The sequence below is a fragment of the Priestia sp. YIM B13491 genome (genome assembly GCF_042787605.1).
Lineage (GTDB): Bacteria > Bacillota > Bacilli > Bacillales > Bacillaceae_H > Priestia > Priestia megaterium_E.
In genome coordinates this window covers 39233-59058 of record NZ_JBHZOR010000014.1, presented here as the reverse complement: position 1 = coordinate 59058, position 19826 = coordinate 39233, and the positions used below count along the sequence as shown (strand labels likewise).

Genomic DNA, 19826 nt, shown 5'->3' with positions numbered 1-19826 from the left:
TTGCTCAATTTAAAAAATAAAAATTAACGTTGACGTTTGTCGCTTTGTTCAGTTTTCAAAGTTCAACCGCCGCTCTTGAGCGACTTTTTTATATTAACAAGTTGTCTTTCATTTGTCAACAACTTTTTAATATTTTTTTCTGATGAATTGCGATTGTTTTTCAATCACCCATCAGCGACATTTAATAATTTAACATCTGTACTATATAAAGTCAACACTTTTCGAAAAGTTTTTTTCGTTTTATCAAAAAATCTTATTTACTTCCCAGTTTTCACTGAACCTTAGCAAGATCTTTGAAAGGATTTGATACTTCTCTTGAATGTTTCGTTCAAGAACTACATGATCCAAACTTTGTTGAAAAGCAACGTTTGTTCTTTTCATTTCTTCTCTGAGTAGTGCTTCTAACTCTAAACACTCCACTTGATTAAATAAACAAATTTTCATTCATTCACCTGCTTTTTGCGACATTGATTCTCAAACATCAAAATAAAATCAGTCGTTCTTTTCCTTACCTGTTATTAATTGTAGACAAAACGCATACAAATTAGACAAGTACTACTTATTAAATGAGGTGACAAAATGAATATGTTTTATACTATTCGAGCCAAAAGAATCAAACAAACAATGCTTATCGTAGTTGCTGCTTTTTTTACAAGCTTTTTTCTTTATGCTCAACAGACGTTTCACTTTCCTGTGTTTTCAACAGATAATGGTCCACGAGCTGTTTATAAGGCGGATGATAAAAATCCCGAAGTCGCTCTTACATTTAACATCAGCTGGGGAGACGAAAGAGCTATTCCTATTCTAAATGAACTGAAAGAACAGCATATTGAACATGCTACTTTCTTTTTATCTGCTTCATGGGCTGAACGTCATCCAGATGTTGTAGAGCGCATAAAAAAAGAAGGCCACGAAATTGGAACAATGGGCTATGACTATACTTCCTATACAAGTCTAAAACCTAATGAAATCAGACAAGATCTTGCAAAATCAAAGAAAGTCTTTGATTCCCTAGGACTTAAAGATGTTCACCTTCTTCGACCTCCTAACGGGCAATTTAATAAAGACATCTTAAAATTAACAGCGGATATAGGATATACAACCGTGCACTGGAGCATCGATTCTAAAGACTGGACAAATCCAGGAGTTGAAAAGATTGTATCGAATGTCACAAAACCCTTAGATGGTGGCGATATTATCTTGCTGCACGCGTCTGACTCCGCTCAACAAACAGCAAAGGCTATTCCATATATCAAGAATTCATTACAAAATAAAAAAGTCTCAAACGTAAGTGTTTCAACATTAATTTCAAATTCAAAAACCCAAGTAAAAGATATCCGCTAAGATCTATTCCCACTGTATACGGAAAGCAAAAGCAGACAAATATGCTATTTGTCTGCTTTTGCTATTCTTGCGTGCGTAAGAAGTTTCGGCAAAATAAGAAGTTGATACATATTACAAATTAGAAGTGGAAACAACATAAGGTAAAGCCAGCTTTCTTCGTTCGTTCGCAGCGCAGGGAACCATTCAATTGTCGTTACAACAATCATAAAAAACAGCGCTGGTACAAAAGCCTCTTTATTCGTCTGCTTTTTCTTTGCATACGCCACTAACAACCCTACCGCTAACAAGAAAACGCTTAACAAAATATACTTGCCTATGCCTTCTCCCGGTTGTTGAAAGAACTTATATCGAAAATAAGCAACGTCAAATAATACAAATAAAACAAATACAATTTGAACCGATTTCCAAAGTGATGCAGATTTAAAAATTCCCAACCCAAATCGGTGAATAGTTAAATATGCAAAAAACCCCATTTGGCTAATTAAACTAAAAATAAACCCTACGCCTACGAGCCATGTTAAAACAGCAACAAATTCTCCTATCTTTCCTTGTTGAAATAAGTGACCGTATTCCCCCCAGCGCACCGCAAACCCAACAAAAGCTGTACTTATCCCCCCGACAGCTAACGTGGTTAGAAATAGACGAACCCAATTTCGACTATTCACTTCCATCTCCCCCATAAGTTACAAAATTGTACCTTTTCATAAATTGTACCAATCACGTTTTGAAAAATCTAGAGCTCTTTTATGAATAAAAAACCTTGATTATCTCATATTAAGCGTAAGCATATTAGGAAAGGAGCTCATTACTATGAAAAAGCGACTCATGCTCCTCATTTATATAGGAATGTGTATGCTTTTAGCTACAGCCTGTGCACCGCAAGATGAAGAGAACAATGGTATGGATTATGATCAAACAAAGAAAATGGTTGTTGATATTTTAAAAACAGATGAAGGAAAAAAAGCAGTCGAGGCAATTATGAAAGACCCTTCTGTTAGACAAGATATTTTAATGGATCAAAACGCGATAAAAGATACAATTTCTCAAACCCTAGTCTCAGATAAAGGCGTGGAATTTTGGAAAAAAGCCATGGATGATCCGAAGTTTGCTGAAAGCTTTGCTAAAAGTTTAGAAAAAGAAAATAAGACGGTCATCAAACAACTGATGAAAGATCCTGAATATCAAGGAATGCTTCAAGATGTTTTAAAGGATCCGGCTATGGAAAAAGAAGTACTGACTGTTTTAAAGAGTAAAGAATATCGCACTTATTTACAAAAGATTATGACCGAAACGTTTGATAGCCCTCTTTATCAATCTAAAATTCAAGACATTCTTTTGAAAGCCGCTGAAGAAACACAAGGTGGACAAAAACAAAGCAGCGACGATGGTGGTTCTTCTTCCTCTGGATCTGATTCAGGCGGAGAACAGCAACAGCAGTGATTAAATACGCATCTCATATGAGGTGCGTATTTAATTATGTCATTTATTTTTATTAAAAAACCTAAATAACTTCTTTATATTTTTTAATACTTAGTATTTTTATTGGAATTGTAAACTTTAATTCTTAGCTTTATGGTAAAATATTAGAAATTAACACAATCGTTTTATAGCAAAAGGAGGGAATTCGATGGAATTTCGCGTTATTAAAACGTTTCAAACCATTGTTCGTTTAGGAAGCTTTCAATTAGCCGCTGAATATTTAAAGTACTCTCAGCCTACCATTACACTGCACATTCAAAAGTTAGAATCCGAACTAGGATTTAAGCTTTTAGAACGAGGAAAAAGCATAAAACTTACTGAAGCAGGTAAAATCTTTTACGAGCGGGCAAATATTTTACTAAAGGAATATGAATATCTAAATAACACCTTAAAGGATTATTCAACAGGCGAAGCTGGCACTATCCGTATAGGTGCTGCAGAGCCTACAGCAAGCAGTCGACTGCCTTCCATTCTCTCATTATTTAAAAAAAGATATCCCAACACAGAAATTAGCTTACTCGTTGCAGACGAAAAGCATCTTCATCAACATATACGCAATCAAGAAATTGATTTCGCGATTGGCACTGTCTCAGAATCGTTCAGAGATATAGAATTTGAGGCATTACTAACGGAAAAACTTGTGCTGCTACTACCATTCAATCATGCTCTAACAAAAAGAAAAACAATCTTTGCAAAAGATTTAATACACGAAACGCTGATTACAGCTGGGCAATCTTCCGTTCAAAAGAAAATTGAGCAGCTAATCTTTGAACGAACGGGCCAACTGCCTGCTAAAGTCCAGTTAGGCACTATTAGCACACTTCAGCATTTTGTAAAAGAAAACTTAGGAGTAGCCGTTGTTCCACAAATAAGCGCAACTCTTCCGCCAGATCAAGTGGTGGTTAAAACGATTCATGACTTGCATGAGGGGCCTGCAATCGGCATTTTAAAGCACCAGTCTCACACCGTAAGTACAGCCGGAAAAACATTTTTAGCTCTCTTAAAACAAAACCTAGCATTTGATTTAAAAAAGGCGCAAATTGAACTCTCTGTATAATAGCAAAAAGCACGCGCTGTTCGAGCGCGTGCTTTTTGTTATTTTCCTGTTGCTGCTTTTTCATTTTCGCAAATAAATGCAATCTTGCTTGCAATCTCTCCATATATTTTACCTAAACGATGCGATTCATCGTAAATGGAAGGTGCAAAATCTTCTTCATTCCAGTCAGGCTGACTTAACGGAAGCTGTCCTAACAGCTCTGTTTGAAGTTCCTCAGCGAGTTTTGGACCTCCGCCTTTACCAAATACATACTCTTTTTCCCCTGTTAGCTGGCTTTCAAAGTAGGCCATATTTTCTACAACTCCGATTACCTCATGATCGGTTTTCAAAGCCATAGCACCCGCTCTAGCTGCAACAAATGCCGCTGTAGGATGTGGTGTTGTAATAATTACTTCTTTACAAGCAGGAAGCATGGAGTGAACGTCTAATGCGACATCACCTGTTCCGGGAGGTAAGTCTAGTAAAAGATAATCTAATTCTCCCCATTCAACTTCTGTAAAAAAGCTCGTCAACATTTTTCCAAGCATAGGTCCTCGCCAGATAACAGGTGAATTATCTTCTACAAAGAAGCCCATGGAAATAACTTTTACTCCGAAACGGTCAACTGGAATAATCTTTTCACCTTCTACTACAGGACGCTGTGTGATTCCCATCATATCTGGGACGCTGAATCCATAAATGTCAGCATCAATTAAACCAACTTTCTTTCCTAAACGAGCTAGAGAAACGGCCAAATTAACAGAGACTGTTGATTTACCAACGCCTCCTTTACCGCTGGCAATAGCAATAAATTCAGGTGCATTCGGACTAGTTAGTAAGTTGCCAGTATTCGGTTGCTCAGCGCGGTACTGCTGAAGTTCTTCAGGCGTAAACTCAACAAATCGCAGTCCAACCGACTGTACACCTGCTTTTTTTAATTCTTCTACAATCGTGCCTTGAAGGCTCAGCTGTTCACTAGTACCTGTTTTTGCAACAGCAATCTTCAGGCTTATATGCTGTTTTTCAGCTTTAATTGTTATTTCTTTAATCGCATCTGTTTCTGATAGTTTTTTATTTAAAAATGGATCTGTAATTTCCCCTACTACTTCTTTTACTTGCTTTTCCGTTAGCATACTCCCACCACCATGTTAAAATCTATTTATTTATACTATCAAGTATATCATACATATTAGATTTTTCTGAATAGAAGGATGCTATGCTTTTTATTTGGGCTTTTCTCCAGTAAAATACCGGCTGACTCCTTCATAAATGGATTCAGCTAACTTTTTTTGATAGCGTTTCGATTGAAGCATTTTACGTTCTGTAGGATTTGATAAGAATCCTACTTCAACCAAAGCACCTGGTGGCTTAGAATGCTTAAGAAGGTAAAGAGTTTGAATAGCTTTTGCTTCACGGGTCGTATTATCCAGATTATTTCTTAGCTCTTGTTGAATGAGTTTAGCCACTTGCTCGTTTTCTTTTAGGGACCCGTAATAGAAAGTTTGAGCCCCTCTCCATGCAGAGGATGGAATAGCATTCAAGTGAATACTTAAGTACAAATCAGCATTGGATTTATTAATCATTGTTAAGCGATTTTTTAAGTCTTCTACTTTTCTGCGACTGTATCCTCTTGTGTCTTTGGCCGCTAGGTCTTCGTCTTTTTCTCTCGTCATTATAACAAGTGCCCCTTGCTCTTGCAGATAGTCCCGAAGCATTAACGAAATTTTAAGAGTTATTTCTTTTTCAAGCACTTCATCCTCTCCTACGGCTCCTCCATCAACACCGCCATGTCCAGGATCTAGTACAATAACTTTCCCGCTAAGAGGAAGTGAAAGCGAACCGGATGATGTTCTATGATCTATCTGATATTGTACAATGACATAAAGAACGAGAAGCGCTATAATTGTGCTCATTATTTTTACTTTAGACATTTTATCCCTTCCCTTCTTGCCTCACCTATTTATTTCTATATGGGACAAGAACGGGAATTATGAGTACTTTTTAATGCAAACGTAACCGACGTCTTTTTTCTGCGGTTCGATAACCTTCTTTCCACCAGTCTTGCACATATCCTTGACACAAATAATACAGACCATCTTGATAAAGATCTGTTACAGACATGCTGACGGCTCCGTACAATGTATCAATTAAAAGAGACTCTTCTTGCTTACCGTGCTTCTGAAAATCTTCGTAGCCTTTACCACGTTTACTCACCCGGGCACCTAATAAAAATGATTCGATGGCAATATCAAGACAGTACTCCTCCACATGTTCGTCTCCTAGCATATTCCACTGAAACATGGGATGAAAATAACGGCGCAGCCTCTCTTGAAGCAAATCAAACGACAGCTCCCTTAGGACTTTGCGTTCATATTTCATTTCTTTTTCATAACGTTTTTCTTTTAAATATGTAACCTCGTTCACGATAACGCCTCCCTTTTTTACATATTGTCTGCACAAGCCTTCGTCTCATACGCAAACAACAAATAAAAAAAGCCTTGGTCCAAAGACCAAGGCTTGAAACGTAATATAAAATTAACGTTTTGAGAATTGTGGTGCACGACGAGCGCCTTTAAGACCGTATTTTTTACGTTCTTTCGCACGAGCGTCACGAGTTAATAGACCAGCACGTTTTAATGTTCCACGGTATTCAGGGTCTGCTTCTAATAAAGCACGAGAGATTCCGTGACGAATAGCGCCAGCTTGACCTGCATAACCTCCACCATTAACGTTTACAAATACGTCATAGTTACCTACAGTTTCAGTTAAAGCAAGTGGTTGTTTTACTACTTCACGTAGTGCAGCAAATGGAATGTATTCTTCGATTTCACGACCGTTGATTGTTACGCGACCGTTACCTGGTACTAAACGTACACGAGCAACAGAGCTTTTACGACGACCAGTTCCGTAATATTGTACCTGTGCCAAGATAATAACCTCCTCTTATTAATTATCCGCGAAGTTCGTAAACTTCTGGTTTTTGTGCTTCATGTGGATGTGTTTCACCAGCATACACATGTAATTTTTTGAACATTTGACGGCCTAGGCTACCTTTTGGAAGCATGCCTTTGATTCCTAATTCAAGCATTTTCTCAGAGTAGTTAGTACGCATTTCTAATGCTGTACGTTGTTTCAAACCACCTGGGTGCATGCTGTGACGGTAATAAATTTTATCAGTTAATTTTTTACCTGTTAGTTCGATTTTTGACGCATTGATAAGGATCACGTGATCACCAGTATCAACATGTGGTGTAAAAGTTGGTTTATGTTTACCGCGTAAGATTGATGCTACTTCACTTGCTAAACGACCTAAAGTTTTACCTTCAGCATCGACAACATACCATTTACGCTCTACTTCGTTTGCTTTCGCCATGAAAGTTGTACGCATGAGTTTCCCTCCTAATTTTCATCATCAATTATAAAATTATTTCAACCTTCTATTTCAACACGATTAATTTCCGGGGCTAACCGTGGGGTTAAAATACATACCATATGATATATTATATCTTTAAGCTACTAATGTCAAGAAAATGTTACACCAGGTTTAGTTGTCATAGAAAACGCGCCATAAATATAGCCCTTGCGAAGGCGCAGTTTTCCCTGCACGAGGACGTGATTTGCTTTCTAGAATATCTTTTATAGCATCTGGTTCAATACGGCCTTGTCCTACTTCTAAAAGCGTTCCAACAAGAATACGAACCATATTATACAGAAAGCCACTTCCAACGAATCTAAACATAAGCTGACTATTCTCTTCATACATATCAATCTTGTAAATCGTACGAATCTTATCTTCCACTTCTGTCCTCGCTGAACAAAAGCTTGTGAAGTCGTGTGTACCGAGTAAATATGTGATGGCTTTTTTCATTTTTGAGTAGTCTAATGGATAAGGGTAATGGTATGCATAAGAACGAGTGAAAGGATTTCGATCTTCGCCGCGCAAAATATGATAGCGGTACTCTTTTGAAGTAACGTCATACCGGGCGTGAAAATGTGCATCAACTTCACATACATTCTTCATTACAATATCATCTGGTAGCATTGAATTCAATGCTTTTTTCCACTTATCACATGGAATATTTAGGTTTGTATCAAAATGAATGACTTGCCCCTGTGCATGAACATTTGTGTCCGTTCGTCCAGAGGCGTAAATCGGCACTTTTTTGTTATGCATTTTCTCTAAAACGGCTTCAATCTCCAGTTGAACAGTTCGCTTATTGGGCTGAACTTGATAACCTGAAAAGTTTGTGCCGTCGTATGCAACTATACATTTTAAACGTTTCATCTTTTCACCAAACAATCTTTACGTTCTAATCAACACTAAAACAACTGCTACTGCCAGCAGAAGTAAAAGCATAATTGTATCTATGCTTCCCCATTTCAATTGACGATACTTTGTACGCCCTTCTCCGCCTTTATAACCCCTTGCCTCCATGGCAATAGCCAGCTCTTCAGCACGCTTAAATGAACCTATAAATAGAGGAACAAGCAAAGGAACCACAGCTTTCAAACGATCCGCAATGGGGCCGCTGCTAAAGTCCACTCCTCGTGCTGTCTGCGCTTTAATAATTTTATCTGTCTCTTCCATCAATGTAGGAATAAAGCGAAGAGAAATGGACATCATTAAAGCTAATTCGTGTACAGGAAGCTTGAGCTTTTTAAATGGATTCAGCAAGCTTTCCATTCCATCTGTTACTTCAATAGGCGTAGTCGTTAAAGTTAGCATCGTCGTAATTAAAATTAAGAACAAGAAGCGCAAGGAAATTAAAACACCTTGAATAAGGCCGCCTTTATAGACAGAAAACCATCCCCATTCAAACAAAAGAGGACCTTCCTTTGTCATAAAAATGTGCAAAAGAAACGTGATGATAATAATAAACATAACGGGCTTTAACCCTCTTAAAATAAACGAAACGGGCACTTTACTCATGGCCACTATCATAAGGGTATACACACCTAAAAAAGCATAGCCGATAGGGTTATTTGCTAAAAACACAATTAATACATACGCAAATACAAGAAGCAGCTTGGCTCGGGGATCCATTCGATGGACAACAGAATGACCCGGCACATACTTACCAATAATGATTGAGTTCATCATAATCGTTCACCTTGCTGCATAAGGTGCTGCACTTTCTCTACCACTTCAGAAAAGGTAATAACCGTATCCGATGCTTCAAGCTGAAATTTCTCTTGCAGCTTCAGCATAAAGCGAAGCGATTCTGGAACATCCAATCCATATTCTTTTAGCTGCGTATGCTGACCAAATACTTCTCTAGGTGACCCTTTCATCGCAATCGTTCCCTTATTCATCACAATTAGCTCATCCGCGTACATAGCTGCATCTTCCATGCTGTGAGTCACGAGAATCGTCGTCAAGCCTTTTTCTTTATGAAGATGATAAATCATATTCATAATTTCTTGACGCCCTCTAGGGTCCAATCCAGCAGTTGGTTCATCTAAAATTAGCACACTAGGATTCATCGCTAGAATACCTGCTATCGCTACACGACGCATTTGTCCACCACTCAAATCAAAAGGAGATCTGGTGAGAATGTCTTCTGGCAACCCTACTAACTTGATAAGCTCTCTTGCTTTTTGCTTTGCTTCTTCTTCCGAAACGCCATAATTCATTGGCCCAAAAGCTATATCTTTTTCCACCGTTTCTTCAAAAAGCTGATGTTCTGGAAATTGAAACACCACGCCTACTTGCTGACGAATAGCTTTTAAATTCTTTTCTTTTCGATTGGCTTTAATGGTGCGCTCACCGATTTGAATTTCACCAGCAGTTGGCTTCAATAAGGCGTTCAGATGCTGTATGATTGTTGATTTCCCAGAACCAGTATGGCCAATAACAGCCAAAAATGTACCTGATTGAATGTTTAAATTTAAGTCATGTAGAGCAATTCGTTCAAATGGTGTATTAACTTGATAACGATGCTCTACTTCTTTGAATATAATGTCCATAGTTCGTCCACCAAGTCCTCATCTGTTAAATGAATTTTTGATAAAGGAATTCCTACGGAAGCAAAACGATGGCTTAGTTTAACGGAAAACGGCAAGTCTAGTCCAATATCCGTTAACTTGGAACCTAATGCAAATACTTCGCGTGGAGTACCTGTTGCATAGATCTTCCCTTTGTTCATCACAACGACTCTGTCAGCCATTGCTACTTCATCTAAATCGTGAGTAATTGAAATAACCGTCAGTTGTTTTTCTTCTTTTAATTTTCTAACAGTTTCAAGTACTTCAGTTCGCCCAATAGGATCTAACATAGATGTTGCTTCATCTAGAATGATGACAGATGGCTGTACGGCAATTATACCCGCAATGGCCACACGCTGTTTTTGTCCACCTGATAGCTGATGAGGCTCTTGATCCAGAAAAGCACTCATATTGACCATGTCGATTGCTTCAGGTATACGTTTTTCCATAATCTCAAATGGAATCCCGTTGTTTTCAAGTCCAAACGCAATATCGTCTTGAACGGTTGAGCCAACAAATTGATTATCTGGATTTTGAAACACCATTCCAATCTGCTTGCGCACATCCCATATTGTTTCTTCAGATAAAAGCGTATCGCCCACTCGAACCGTTCCTTTTTCAGGTAGCAAAAGGCCGTTTAGAATTCGTGCCAGCGTCGACTTACCAGATCCATTATGTCCAGCTATCGCTAACCATTCACCTTTATAAGCAGAGAGAGAAAGGTGATCTAATGTTAGGTCTGCTTCAGGATCGTATCGAAAGCATAAATCTTTTACCTCTAAAGACATTTCTTTCAACGCTATCTTCCTCTCAGCTTTTTCTATTGCAGCATTGCCTACATTGATTTTTTACGCTATTTACCCGGTTTTAGGTATAAAAAAAGGGCAACGACTAGTTACACACTGTCTCGCCCTTTTCTATCTGTATTAAAAATATTAAACTAATTCAATGATAACCATTGGAGCACCGTCACCACGGCGAGGTCCAACTTTTAAGATACGAGTGTAACCGCCTTGGCGATCTTCGTAGCGAGTAGCGATATCGCTGAATAGTTTTTGTAAAGCGCTTTGACCAGCTTCTTCGTTAGCTACTTCATTACGGATGTAAGATGCAGCTTGACGACGAGCGTGTAGATCTCCACGTTTACCTAAAGTAATCATTTTTTCAACAGTTGAACGTAATTCTTTTGCACGAGCTTCAGTTGTCTCAATGCGTTCACTGATGATTAAATCAGTTGTTAAATCACGAAGAAGCGCCTTGCGTTGTGCGCTTGTACGACCTAATTTACGGTAAGACATGTGAGGTCCCCTCCTTTGTTAAGTAGTTAAACAGGTAGATATAATCAGTCGTCCTTACGTAGACCCAAACCTAATTCTTCAAGTTTAGCTTTAACTTCTTCTAAAGATTTACGGCCTAAGTTACGAACTTTCATCATATCTTCTTCTGTTTTATTAGCAAGCTCTTGTACAGTATTGATGCCTGCTCGTTTTAAGCAGTTGTAAGAACGAACAGATAAATCCAGTTCCTCGATCGTCATCTCTAGAACTTTTTCTTTCTGGTCTTCTTCTTTTTCTACCATGATCTCTGCTTTTTGAGCTTCATCTGTTAAGTTAACGAAGATATTTAAGTGTTCAGTTAGAATCTTTGCACCTAAAGCAACAGCTTTTTCTGGCTCGATGCTACCGTCAGTCCAAACATCCAACGTTAACTTATCGTAATTTGTCATTTGACCAACACGAGTATTCTCTACATAATACGATACGCGAGTAACAGGCGTATAGATTGAATCAATTGGAAGTACACCAATTGGTTGGTCTTCACGCTTGTTAGCATCGGCAGGATTATAACCTCGACCTGTGCGAGCAGTAAGTCTCATACGGAAATGAGCATCTGACTCAAGTGTTGCAATATGAAGATCCGGATTTAGAACTTCGATATCGCTGTCTGCTTGAATGTCAGCAGCCGTTACTGTACCAGGACCTTTAACATCGATCTCAAGTGTTTTCTCTTCATCAGAGTAAATCTTTAACGCTAACTTTTTAACGTTTAAAATGATGTTTGTTACATCTTCAACAACTCCAGGAACTGTTGAAAATTCATGTAATACACCTTCAATTTGAATAGATGTTACAGCTGCACCAGGGAGTGAGGATAATAGGATACGACGTAAGGAGTTACCCAAAGTAGTACCATATCCACGCTCAAGTGGTTCGACGACGAATTTACCGTACTTTCTATCATCGCTGATTTCTACCGTTTCGATTTTTGGCTTTTCAATCTCTATCAATATAAACCCTCCTTCAAAACGTCGAAACCTCGGCTAGACGGCTGATTTCTCAAATGCCTAACCGAAATTCCCTATTAGACAGTTCCCGAATGTGCACAACAAATGGAAAACATTTCGTTGCATGAATAAATTCTACACCATCATCATTATAGACAACGAAATAGAATCTATACATATTAATTATACACGACGACGTTTTGGTGGGCGGCATCCGTTGTGAGGTACAGGAGTAACATCTCTAATAGCTGTTACTTCTAAACCTGCAGCTTGAAGAGCACGGATAGCTGCTTCACGACCAGCACCAGGGCCTTTAACTGTAACTTCAAGAGTTTTCATTCCGTTATCCATAGAAACTTTTGCAGCAGCTTCAGCAGCCATTTGCGCAGCAAATGGAGTAGATTTACGAGAACCTCTGAAGCCAAGTGCGCCTGCACTAGACCAAGCAATCGCATTACCGTGAACATCTGTAATTGTTACAATAGTGTTGTTAAACGTTGAGCGAATATGAGCTACACCAGCTTCAATATTCTTTTTCACGCGACGTTTACGTGTATTAGTTTTACGTGCCATCTGTTAATGACCTCCCTTACTAATTATTTCTTCTTGTTCGCTACAGTACGGCGTGGGCCTTTACGTGTACGAGCATTGTTTTTACTGTTTTGACCACGAACTGGTAAACTACGACGGTGGCGGATACCACGGTATGAACCAATCTCAATTAAACGTTTGATGTTTAAAGAAACTTCACGACGAAGATCGCCTTCTACTTTATAGCTATCTAAAATATCACGAATTTTACCTAATTCTTCTTCTGTTAAGTCACGAACGCGAGTATCTTCAGAAACTCCAGCTTCAGCTAGAACTTTTTCAGCAGTTGGACGACCAATACCGAAAATGTATGTTAATGAAATTACTACACGCTTGTCACGAGGAATATCAACACCAGCAATACGTGCCATATGAATAGTGCACCTCCTTATTGATTAACCTTGTTTTTGTTTATGCTTAGGGTTTTCACAAATTACCATTACTTTACCTTTTCTACGGATAACTTTACATTTTTCGCAGATTGGTTTAACTGATGGTCTGACTTTCATGTTTCATACCTCCTTGATAGTACGGAGTGCATAGGTTTTATTTGAAACGGTACGTAATTCTACCGCGAGTTAAATCGTATGGTGACAATTCTACAGTTACTTTATCACCAGGTAAGATTCGAATGAAATGCATGCGAATTTTTCCTGATACGTGAGCAAGTACTGTATGACCATTTTCTAATTCTACCTTGAACATAGCGTTAGGTAAAGTCTCAGCAACTGTACCTTCAACTTCAATTACATCGTCTTTTGCCATTAAAGTGCTCTCCTTTCTTTGAAACAGTAACAAGCTATCATTAAACGACTTAAAAAGAACCTGTTCTGAACATCCGGAGATCGTAATCATTAAATTCAAGATGATTGACGCTAATATACATCTTTACCATTTTAACAGCAATTCAGACGAAAAACGATCATCGTGAATTTAGATAATTACTGTTTACTGTCCAGTGCATCTAGCGAGGAATGGATAGAGATAACATCCTTTAACATTACAATGCTGTCAGAATTTCATATCCCGTCTCAGTAATTGCAATAGTATGTTCGAAGTGCGCACACATTTTACCATCTACTGTGACAACTGTCCAGTTATCAGGTAATGTCTTTACATATCGCATACCAGCATTCACCATTGGCTCAACTGCCAATACCATGCCTGGACGTAGACGCGGTCCTTTATTCGGTGGACCATAATGAGGTACTTGCGGATCTTCATGTAAGTCTTTGCCGACCCCATGGCCAACATATTCTCTTACAATCGAAAAGTTACGTGATTCTGCGTACTGTTGAATAGCATGTGAAATATTCGACAAACGCTCGCCCGGCTTAGCTTCTGCTAATCCCTTGTAGAGAGATTGCTCAGTCACATCAAGCAGCTCTTGATTTTCTAATGAAATCTTTCCTACTCCATATGTCCAAGCTGAATCACCGTGATAGCCACCGAATTTAGCTCCGATGTCTAAACTGATGATATCCCCTTCATTAAGCTTGCGTTCACCCGGAATACCATGAACTAATTCTTCATTCACAGAAGCACATACACTGCCGCGAAAACCATTATACCCTTTAAAAGACGGAATTGCATCATGTTGACGAATAAAATTTTCAGCAATTGCATCCAATTCTATAGTCGTAATACCTGGAGCGATATGCTTTTTTAACTCTTGATGAGTTAAAGCCACGATTCGTCCAGCTTCACGCATGACCTCAATTTCCTCTGGTGTCTTGCAAATGATCATTGCTTAACCCCAGCAAGTAATTGACGAACATCCTCAAACACAATGTTAATATCTTGATTACCATTAATATTGCGTAGATAACCTTTTTCTTGATAGAAATCAAGGAGAGGTTGAGATTGTTTAACATTAACTGAAAGTCTAGTTGAAACCGTCTCAGCATTGTCATCTGCACGTTGATAAAGCTCTCCGCCACATTTGTCACAAACTCCTTCTTTCGCAGGAGGATTGAATACTAAGTGGTAAGTAGCTCCGCAATCTTTACAAATGCGGCGTCCAGTAAGACGCTCCATTAAAATGCTTTGATCTACATCAATATTAATCACATAATCAATTTGCTTGTTTAGTTCTTTTGTAATTGTTTCAAGAGCTTCTGCTTGGGCTACTGTTCTCGGGAAGCCATCAAGTAAAAAGCCGTTTTCACAATCTTGTTTGTTTAAACGCTCGCGCACAATTCCAATTGTTACTTCATCAGGAACAAGGTTACCTTGGTCCATAAATGATTTAGCTTTTAAACCTAGTTGCGTTCCTTCTTTAATTGCAGCTCGGAACATATCTCCTGTTGAGATATGAGGGATATCGTAATGCTCAACGATTTTTTCTGCTTGAGTACCTTTCCCAGCACCAGGAAGGCCCATTAACACTAAATTCATTTCTTGCTTCCCCCTCAGTATCTTATCCGTTTAATGGGAAAGCAGCTTGCTTCCCACTAAACAGCTTTACTTAATAAATCCCTTATAATGGCGTTTCACTAATTGACTCTCAAGCTGTTTCATTGTCTCAAGAGCTACACCGACAACAATTAACAAACTAGTACCGCCGATCTGAGCAGATGATGGTAAGTTTGCAATTTTGATGAACAGAACCGGCAACACAGCAATTAACGCAAGGAATATCGAACCGATTAATGTCAGACGATATAACACTTTCGTTAAATAAGCTTGTGTGCTTTTACCAGGACGGATGCCTGGGATGTAGCCACCTTGCTTTTTCAAGTTCTCTGCTACTTGTTCAGGGTTAACTTGAACAAATGTATAGAAGTAACAAAAAGCAATGATTAACGCTACATACACTATCATACCAATTGGCTTAGTATAGTCAAATGTATTCTGAATCCACGTCGTTACATCATTTGGACCGAAAAATGATGCAATTGTTGGTGGTGTGATAATAAATGAAACTGCAAAGATAACAGGAATAACCCCAGCAGCATTTACTTTTAACGGTAAATGAGTGGATTGACCTCCAACAGGATTACGACCAGCTGAACCCTTTGCATATTGAATAGGAATTTTTCGTAGCGCTTGTTGGAAATAAATAACCCCAACAATAATAGCTAAAACTGCAATCGCAATTAAAACTACCGTTACGATACGAATGAATAATTGATCCCCAACGTCTTCAAATTGCTGTGCATAAATTTGATTTAATGTTGTCGGAATACCAGCTGCAATCCCAGCAAAGATAATGATAGAAATACCATTACCTACGCCTTTTGCAGTAATCTGCTCTCCTAACCACATTAAGAAGGCAGTACCTGCCGTTAACACTGTAGCAATTAGAAGATACGTAGAAATTCCTGGATTAGCGATCAATTGTCCGCCCGAAATATTGTTGAATCCTATAGACATACCTAAAGCCTGGATAAATCCAAGCACAATTGTTCCATAACGAGTTACTTGAGCTAATTTACGGCGCCCAACATCTCCCTGCTTTGACCATTCTGTAAACTTAGGTACAACATCCATCTGCAATAATTGGACGATGATGGATGCTGTAATATAAGGCATAATGCCCATAGCAAGAATGGAGAAGTTTTTTAACGCGCCGCCGCCAAATGTATTCAGAACTCCGAATACATTTAACCCATCTTGCAATTTCAGTACATCCGTATTAACACTAGGTACAGGAATAAATGTACCAATTCGGAAGACAATTAACATTAACAAAGTGAAAAAGATTTTTTGTCTTATTTCACGCACGCGCATTAAATTGGAGATTGTTTGAAACATTAGATCACCTCAACTGTACCGCCAGCAGCTTCGATAGCTTCTTTAGCAGTTGAAGAGAATTTAGCAGCTTTAACAGTTAGCTTAGAGTTTAATGTACCGTTTCCTAGTACTTTAACGCCAGCTTTTGCTTTGCTTACTAAACCAGTTTCGATTAATAATTCTGGTGTTACTTCAGTTCCATCTTCAAAACGGTTAAGAGCTTCTAAATTAACGATCGCGTATTCTTTGCGATTGATATTAGTGAACCCACGTTTTGGAAGACGACGGAATAAAGGAGTTTGACCACCTTCGAAGCCAGGTCTTACGCCACCGCCAGAGCGAGCGTTTTGCCCTTTGTGACCTTTACCTGAAGTCTTTCCGTTACCTGAACCAGTACCACGACCTACACGGTTACGTACTTTACGTGAACCTTCAGCTGGTTTCAATTCATGAAGTTTCATTCCGGAGCACCTCCTTAGAGTGACAATTTATACTTATTGCTCTTTTACTGTAACAAGGTGAGCTACTTTGTTAATCATTCCGCGAATTGCAGGATTATCGTCTTGAACGACAGTTTGATTTAACTTACGTAGGCCAAGTGTACGAACAGTTACACGTTGATCTTCTGGACGACCAATTACGCTACGAGTAAGGGTAATTGCTAGTTTGTTTGCCATTCCATATCCCTCCCTTATCCTAACAGTTCTTCTACAGTCTTGCCACGTAGTTTTGCAACATCTTCAGCACGTTTTAGGTTAGCTAAACCGTTAAGAGTTGCACGTACCATGTTGATTGGAGTGTTTGAACCTAAAGATTTAGATAGAATATCACTTACTCCACCCAATTCTAGTACCGCACGAACTGGGCCACCAGCGATAACTCCTGTACCTTCAGAAGCAGGTTTTAAGAAAATTTGACCTGCACCAAATTGTCCAAGGATTTCGTGTGGAATAGTTGTACCAACCATAGGTACAGTAATTAAGTTTTTCTTCGCATCTTCAATTGCTTTACGGATTGCATCTGGTACCTCTTGTGCTTTACCAGTACCGAATCCAACGTGACCGTTTTTGTCACCAACTACAACTAATGCAGCGAAGCGGAAACGACGTCCACCTTTCACAACTTTAGCTACGCGGTTAACGGTAACAACACGTTCTTCAAGCTCTAATTTATTTGGATCAATACGACGCATGATTTTCCCTCCTTTTACAATTAGAATTGTAATCCAGCTTCACGAGCAGCGTCAGCTAATGCTTTAACACGGCCATGATATAAATAACCGCCACGGTCGAATACTACTTCGTTTACACCTTTTTCTACTGCGCGTTTAGCGACTAATTCGCCAACTTTGATAGCAGCTTCAGTGTTACCAGTGCTTTCTAAAGTCAGGTCTTTATCTAACGTTGAAGCACTTGCGATTGTTACTGAATTTAAATCGTCGATAACTTGTGCGTAAATATGTTGATTAGAACGGAACACGTTTAAACGCGGACGAGTTGCAGTTCCAGATAACTTCGCACGAACACGAGCATGTCTTTTTTTACGAACTTTGTTTTTATCAAGCTTCGTGATCATTTCGGGCACTCCTTTCTTTTACCTAACCGGCATTACTTCTTAGCAGTTTTACCTTCTTTACGACGTACATATTCGCCTTCGTAACGAATACCTTTACCTTTGTAAGGCTCTGGTGGACGAACGTCACGAATATTTGCAGCTAATGCACCTACGCGTTCTTTATCAATACCTTTAATAACGATCTTAGTTTGAGAAGGAACTTCGATTTCGATTCCTGTTTCAGGAGTAATCTCAACTGGGTGAGAGTATCCAACGCTCAATACTAATTTGCTACCAGATTTTTGTGCACGGTAACCTACACCGACTAATTCTAAACCACGTTCGAATCCTTTAGTAACACCTTCAACCATGTTACCTAAAAGGCTACGAGTAGTTCCGTGAAGAGCGCGGTGCTCTTTATTGTCACTAGGACGATTAACAACTAATACGTTGTCTTCAACTTTAATTTCGATTTCAGGGTGGAATGTACGAGTTAATTCACCCTTTGGTCCTTTTACAGTTACAGTGTTGCTCTCGTTCGTAACTGTAACACCTGCTGGAAGTTCTAAAGGCTTTTTACCAACACGTGACATAGTTACACCTCCATTCACATTTAAAACTTATTACCAAACGTACGCTAATACTTCTCCACCAGCTTGCTTTTGACGAGCTTCTTTGTCAGTTAAAACACCTTGAGAAGTAGAAACGATTGCGATACCTAAACCGTTAAGTACACGTGGTACTTCGTTATTTTTTGCATAAACACGTAGACCAGGTTTACTGATACGTTTTAAGCCTGTAATTACACGTTCGTTATTTGAACCGTATTTTAAGAAGATACGGATAATACCTTGTTTGTTGTCTTCGATGTATTCTACATCACGTACGAAACCCTCACGCTTAAGGATTTCTGCAATTTGCTTCTTAATGTTAGAAGCAGGAACTTCAATTTTCTCATGACGAACCATGTTCGCATTGCGGATACGAGTTAGTAAATCTGCAATAGGATCAGTCATTACCATATTAATTTACCTCCTTCCCAAACTTGGGTTTTACCAACTAGCTTTTTTAACACCAGGAATTTGACCTTTATAAGCAAGCTCACGGAAACAAATACGGCAAAGCTTGAATTTACGTAGTACTGAGTGTGGACGTCCACAACGTTCGCAACGTGTATACTCTTGTACTTGGAATTTTTGCTGGCGTTTTTGCTTCGCAATCATTGATTTTTTAGCCACATTTTCGCCTCCTCTGCTTAACGTTGGCAGTTATTACTTCTGGAATGGCATACCGAACTGAGTTAAAAGCTCACGAGCTTCTTCATCAGTGTTTGCTGTTGTAACAATAACGATATCCATACCACGAACTTTAGTTACTTTATCATAATCGATCTCTGGGAAGATCAATTGTTCTTTAACACCTAACGTGTAGTTTCCACGACCATCAAATGCTTTTTTAGATACACCACGGAAATCACGCACACGTGGAAGTGATACTGATACTAGTTTATCGAAGAATTCGTACATACGCTCGCCGCGTAAAGTAACTTTCGCACCGATTGGCATACCTTCACGAAGACGGAAACCAGCGATAGATTTTTTCGCACGAGTTACAACAGGTTTTTGACCAGTGATTTCAGCTAGTTCTTCAACAGCATTATCTAAAGCTTTTGAGTTAGAAACAGCATCACCGATACCCATGTTGATTACGATCTTGTCGATTTTTGGCACTTGCATTACAGATTCATAATTAAACTTGCTAACTAGAGCAGGAGTAATCTCTTTTGTAAATTTCTCTTTAAGACGGTTCATGTGAACT

31 protein-coding genes are annotated in these 19826 nt (G+C 38.8%); 3 read left to right on the top strand and 28 right to left on the bottom strand.

Going from position 1 to position 19826, the window contains the following annotated elements; all coding sequences use genetic code 11:
* Positions 1 to 243: 243 nt before the first annotated feature.
* Positions 244 to 444, bottom strand: a complete 201-nt coding sequence (locus ACFX4E_RS25785) for a hypothetical protein (protein WP_377238880.1) — start codon at positions 442 to 444, stop codon at positions 244 to 246.
* A 135-nt stretch (positions 445 to 579) separates the two neighbouring features.
* Between ACFX4E_RS25785 and pdaB the strand changes: the two genes are divergently transcribed.
* Positions 580 to 1344, top strand: coding sequence for a polysaccharide deacetylase family sporulation protein PdaB (gene pdaB / locus ACFX4E_RS25780; protein WP_028410393.1), 765 nt, complete (start codon positions 580 to 582; stop codon positions 1342 to 1344).
* Between the two features lie 44 nt (positions 1345 to 1388).
* Here pdaB and ACFX4E_RS25775 read toward each other — a convergent pair whose 3' ends face one another.
* The gene (locus tag ACFX4E_RS25775; RefSeq protein ID WP_377238879.1) at positions 1389 to 2009 is read right to left on the bottom strand and encodes a KinB-signaling pathway activation protein; all 621 of its coding nucleotides are present in this window, start codon (positions 2007 to 2009) and stop codon (positions 1389 to 1391) included.
* Positions 2010 to 2154: 145 nt separating this feature from the next.
* Here ACFX4E_RS25775 and gerD point away from each other — a divergent pair, with 145 nt between their 5' ends.
* Both gerD and ACFX4E_RS25765 read left to right on the top strand, forming a co-directional pair.
* Complete coding sequence (gene gerD, locus ACFX4E_RS25770) at positions 2155 to 2784, top strand: spore germination lipoprotein GerD (RefSeq protein ID WP_013054964.1); 630 nt, start codon at positions 2155 to 2157, stop codon at positions 2782 to 2784.
* Positions 2785 to 2971: 187 nt separating this feature from the next.
* Complete coding sequence (locus ACFX4E_RS25765) at positions 2972 to 3880, top strand: LysR family transcriptional regulator (protein WP_013081385.1); 909 nt, start codon at positions 2972 to 2974, stop codon at positions 3878 to 3880.
* A gap of 38 nt (positions 3881 to 3918) precedes the next feature.
* Here the strand turns inward: ACFX4E_RS25765 and ACFX4E_RS25760 are convergent, their stop codons facing one another.
* From ACFX4E_RS25760 to rplE, 26 genes are all read right to left on the bottom strand, one after another.
* Positions 3919 to 4992 carry an Mrp/NBP35 family ATP-binding protein gene (locus ACFX4E_RS25760; RefSeq protein ID WP_013054962.1) on the bottom strand — a complete coding sequence of 358 codons (1074 nt, stop codon included), beginning with the start codon at positions 4990 to 4992 and terminating at the stop codon, positions 3919 to 3921.
* Between the two features lie 90 nt (positions 4993 to 5082).
* Complete coding sequence (gene cwlD / locus ACFX4E_RS25755; RefSeq protein ID WP_098250164.1) at positions 5083 to 5790, bottom strand: N-acetylmuramoyl-L-alanine amidase CwlD; 708 nt, start codon at positions 5788 to 5790, stop codon at positions 5083 to 5085.
* A 70-nt stretch (positions 5791 to 5860) separates the two neighbouring features.
* Complete coding sequence (locus tag ACFX4E_RS25750) at positions 5861 to 6283, bottom strand: DUF2521 family protein (protein WP_114897106.1); 423 nt, start codon at positions 6281 to 6283, stop codon at positions 5861 to 5863.
* Positions 6284 to 6394: 111 nt separating this feature from the next.
* A complete protein-coding gene (rpsI, locus tag ACFX4E_RS25745; protein WP_013054959.1) occupies positions 6395 to 6787 on the bottom strand; it encodes a 30S ribosomal protein S9 in 393 nt (130 codons plus the stop codon).
* Positions 6788 to 6809: 22 nt separating this feature from the next.
* The gene (rplM, locus tag ACFX4E_RS25740) at positions 6810 to 7247 is read right to left on the bottom strand and encodes a 50S ribosomal protein L13 (protein WP_013054958.1); all 438 of its coding nucleotides are present in this window, start codon (positions 7245 to 7247) and stop codon (positions 6810 to 6812) included.
* Between the two features lie 156 nt (positions 7248 to 7403).
* Positions 7404 to 8144, bottom strand: coding sequence for a tRNA pseudouridine(38-40) synthase TruA (gene truA, locus ACFX4E_RS25735; protein ID WP_098250162.1), 741 nt, complete (start codon positions 8142 to 8144; stop codon positions 7404 to 7406).
* An 18-nt stretch (positions 8145 to 8162) separates the two neighbouring features.
* Entirely contained in the window at positions 8163 to 8960 is a 798-nt protein-coding gene (locus ACFX4E_RS25730; protein ID WP_098250161.1) for an energy-coupling factor transporter transmembrane component T family protein, read from the bottom strand.
* On the bottom strand, positions 8957 to 9826 hold the full coding sequence (locus tag ACFX4E_RS25725) for an energy-coupling factor ABC transporter ATP-binding protein (protein WP_098332917.1): 870 nt from the start codon (positions 9824 to 9826) through the stop codon (positions 8957 to 8959). Before ACFX4E_RS25725 ends, ACFX4E_RS25730 begins: the two co-directional genes overlap by 4 nt.
* Positions 9802 to 10641: an energy-coupling factor ABC transporter ATP-binding protein gene (locus ACFX4E_RS25720; protein ID WP_028410399.1), complete on the bottom strand. Its 840-nt coding sequence runs from the start codon at positions 10639 to 10641 to the stop codon at positions 9802 to 9804. The genes ACFX4E_RS25725 and ACFX4E_RS25720 overlap by 25 nt, the downstream gene beginning before the upstream one ends.
* A 138-nt stretch (positions 10642 to 10779) precedes the next feature.
* Positions 10780 to 11142, bottom strand: coding sequence for a 50S ribosomal protein L17 (gene rplQ / locus ACFX4E_RS25715; RefSeq protein ID WP_013054953.1), 363 nt, complete (start codon positions 11140 to 11142; stop codon positions 10780 to 10782).
* 44 nt (positions 11143 to 11186) lie between these two features.
* On the bottom strand, positions 11187 to 12131 hold the full coding sequence (locus ACFX4E_RS25710; protein WP_013054952.1) for a DNA-directed RNA polymerase subunit alpha: 945 nt from the start codon (positions 12129 to 12131) through the stop codon (positions 11187 to 11189).
* 180 nt (positions 12132 to 12311) lie between these two features.
* A complete protein-coding gene (gene rpsK / locus ACFX4E_RS25705) occupies positions 12312 to 12701 on the bottom strand; it encodes a 30S ribosomal protein S11 (protein ID WP_028412666.1) in 390 nt (129 codons plus the stop codon).
* Positions 12702 to 12724: 23 nt separating this feature from the next.
* Positions 12725 to 13090 (bottom strand): 30S ribosomal protein S13, encoded by a 366-nt coding sequence (rpsM, locus tag ACFX4E_RS25700; protein WP_013054950.1) that lies wholly within the window; start codon positions 13088 to 13090, stop codon positions 12725 to 12727.
* 24 nt (positions 13091 to 13114) lie between these two features.
* A complete protein-coding gene (rpmJ, locus tag ACFX4E_RS25695) occupies positions 13115 to 13228 on the bottom strand; it encodes a 50S ribosomal protein L36 (RefSeq protein ID WP_003156543.1) in 114 nt (37 codons plus the stop codon).
* A gap of 37 nt (positions 13229 to 13265) precedes the next feature.
* Positions 13266 to 13484 carry a translation initiation factor IF-1 gene (gene infA, locus ACFX4E_RS25690; protein ID WP_010285101.1) on the bottom strand — a complete coding sequence of 73 codons (219 nt, stop codon included), beginning with the start codon at positions 13482 to 13484 and terminating at the stop codon, positions 13266 to 13268.
* Between the two features lie 235 nt (positions 13485 to 13719).
* Positions 13720 to 14466: a type I methionyl aminopeptidase gene (gene map / locus ACFX4E_RS25685; protein ID WP_014462024.1), complete on the bottom strand. Its 747-nt coding sequence runs from the start codon at positions 14464 to 14466 to the stop codon at positions 13720 to 13722.
* The gene (locus ACFX4E_RS25680; RefSeq protein WP_013054948.1) at positions 14463 to 15116 is read right to left on the bottom strand and encodes an adenylate kinase; all 654 of its coding nucleotides are present in this window, start codon (positions 15114 to 15116) and stop codon (positions 14463 to 14465) included. Before ACFX4E_RS25680 ends, map begins: the two co-directional genes overlap by 4 nt.
* 66 nt (positions 15117 to 15182) lie before the next feature.
* A complete protein-coding gene (gene secY, locus ACFX4E_RS25675) occupies positions 15183 to 16475 on the bottom strand; it encodes a preprotein translocase subunit SecY (protein WP_013054947.1) in 1293 nt (430 codons plus the stop codon).
* Entirely contained in the window at positions 16475 to 16915 is a 441-nt protein-coding gene (gene rplO, locus ACFX4E_RS25670) for a 50S ribosomal protein L15 (RefSeq protein ID WP_013054946.1), read from the bottom strand. The genes secY and rplO overlap by 1 nt, the downstream gene beginning before the upstream one ends.
* A gap of 33 nt (positions 16916 to 16948) precedes the next feature.
* On the bottom strand, positions 16949 to 17131 hold the full coding sequence (gene rpmD, locus ACFX4E_RS25665; protein ID WP_013054945.1) for a 50S ribosomal protein L30: 183 nt from the start codon (positions 17129 to 17131) through the stop codon (positions 16949 to 16951).
* Positions 17132 to 17145: 14 nt separating this feature from the next.
* Complete coding sequence (gene rpsE / locus ACFX4E_RS25660; protein ID WP_013054944.1) at positions 17146 to 17646, bottom strand: 30S ribosomal protein S5; 501 nt, start codon at positions 17644 to 17646, stop codon at positions 17146 to 17148.
* A gap of 20 nt (positions 17647 to 17666) precedes the next feature.
* Positions 17667 to 18029: a 50S ribosomal protein L18 gene (gene rplR / locus ACFX4E_RS25655; protein ID WP_013054943.1), complete on the bottom strand. Its 363-nt coding sequence runs from the start codon at positions 18027 to 18029 to the stop codon at positions 17667 to 17669.
* A 32-nt stretch (positions 18030 to 18061) separates the two neighbouring features.
* The gene (rplF, locus tag ACFX4E_RS25650; RefSeq protein ID WP_013054942.1) at positions 18062 to 18601 is read right to left on the bottom strand and encodes a 50S ribosomal protein L6; all 540 of its coding nucleotides are present in this window, start codon (positions 18599 to 18601) and stop codon (positions 18062 to 18064) included.
* 30 nt (positions 18602 to 18631) lie between these two features.
* Positions 18632 to 19030, bottom strand: a complete 399-nt coding sequence (gene rpsH, locus ACFX4E_RS25645; protein WP_028410368.1) for a 30S ribosomal protein S8 — start codon at positions 19028 to 19030, stop codon at positions 18632 to 18634.
* Positions 19031 to 19060: 30 nt separating this feature from the next.
* Entirely contained in the window at positions 19061 to 19246 is a 186-nt protein-coding gene (locus tag ACFX4E_RS25640; RefSeq protein WP_013054940.1) for a type Z 30S ribosomal protein S14, read from the bottom strand.
* Between the two features lie 33 nt (positions 19247 to 19279).
* Positions 19280 to 19819 (bottom strand): 50S ribosomal protein L5, encoded by a 540-nt coding sequence (rplE, locus tag ACFX4E_RS25635; RefSeq protein WP_013054939.1) that lies wholly within the window; start codon positions 19817 to 19819, stop codon positions 19280 to 19282.
* Positions 19820 to 19826: the final 7 nt, after the last annotated feature.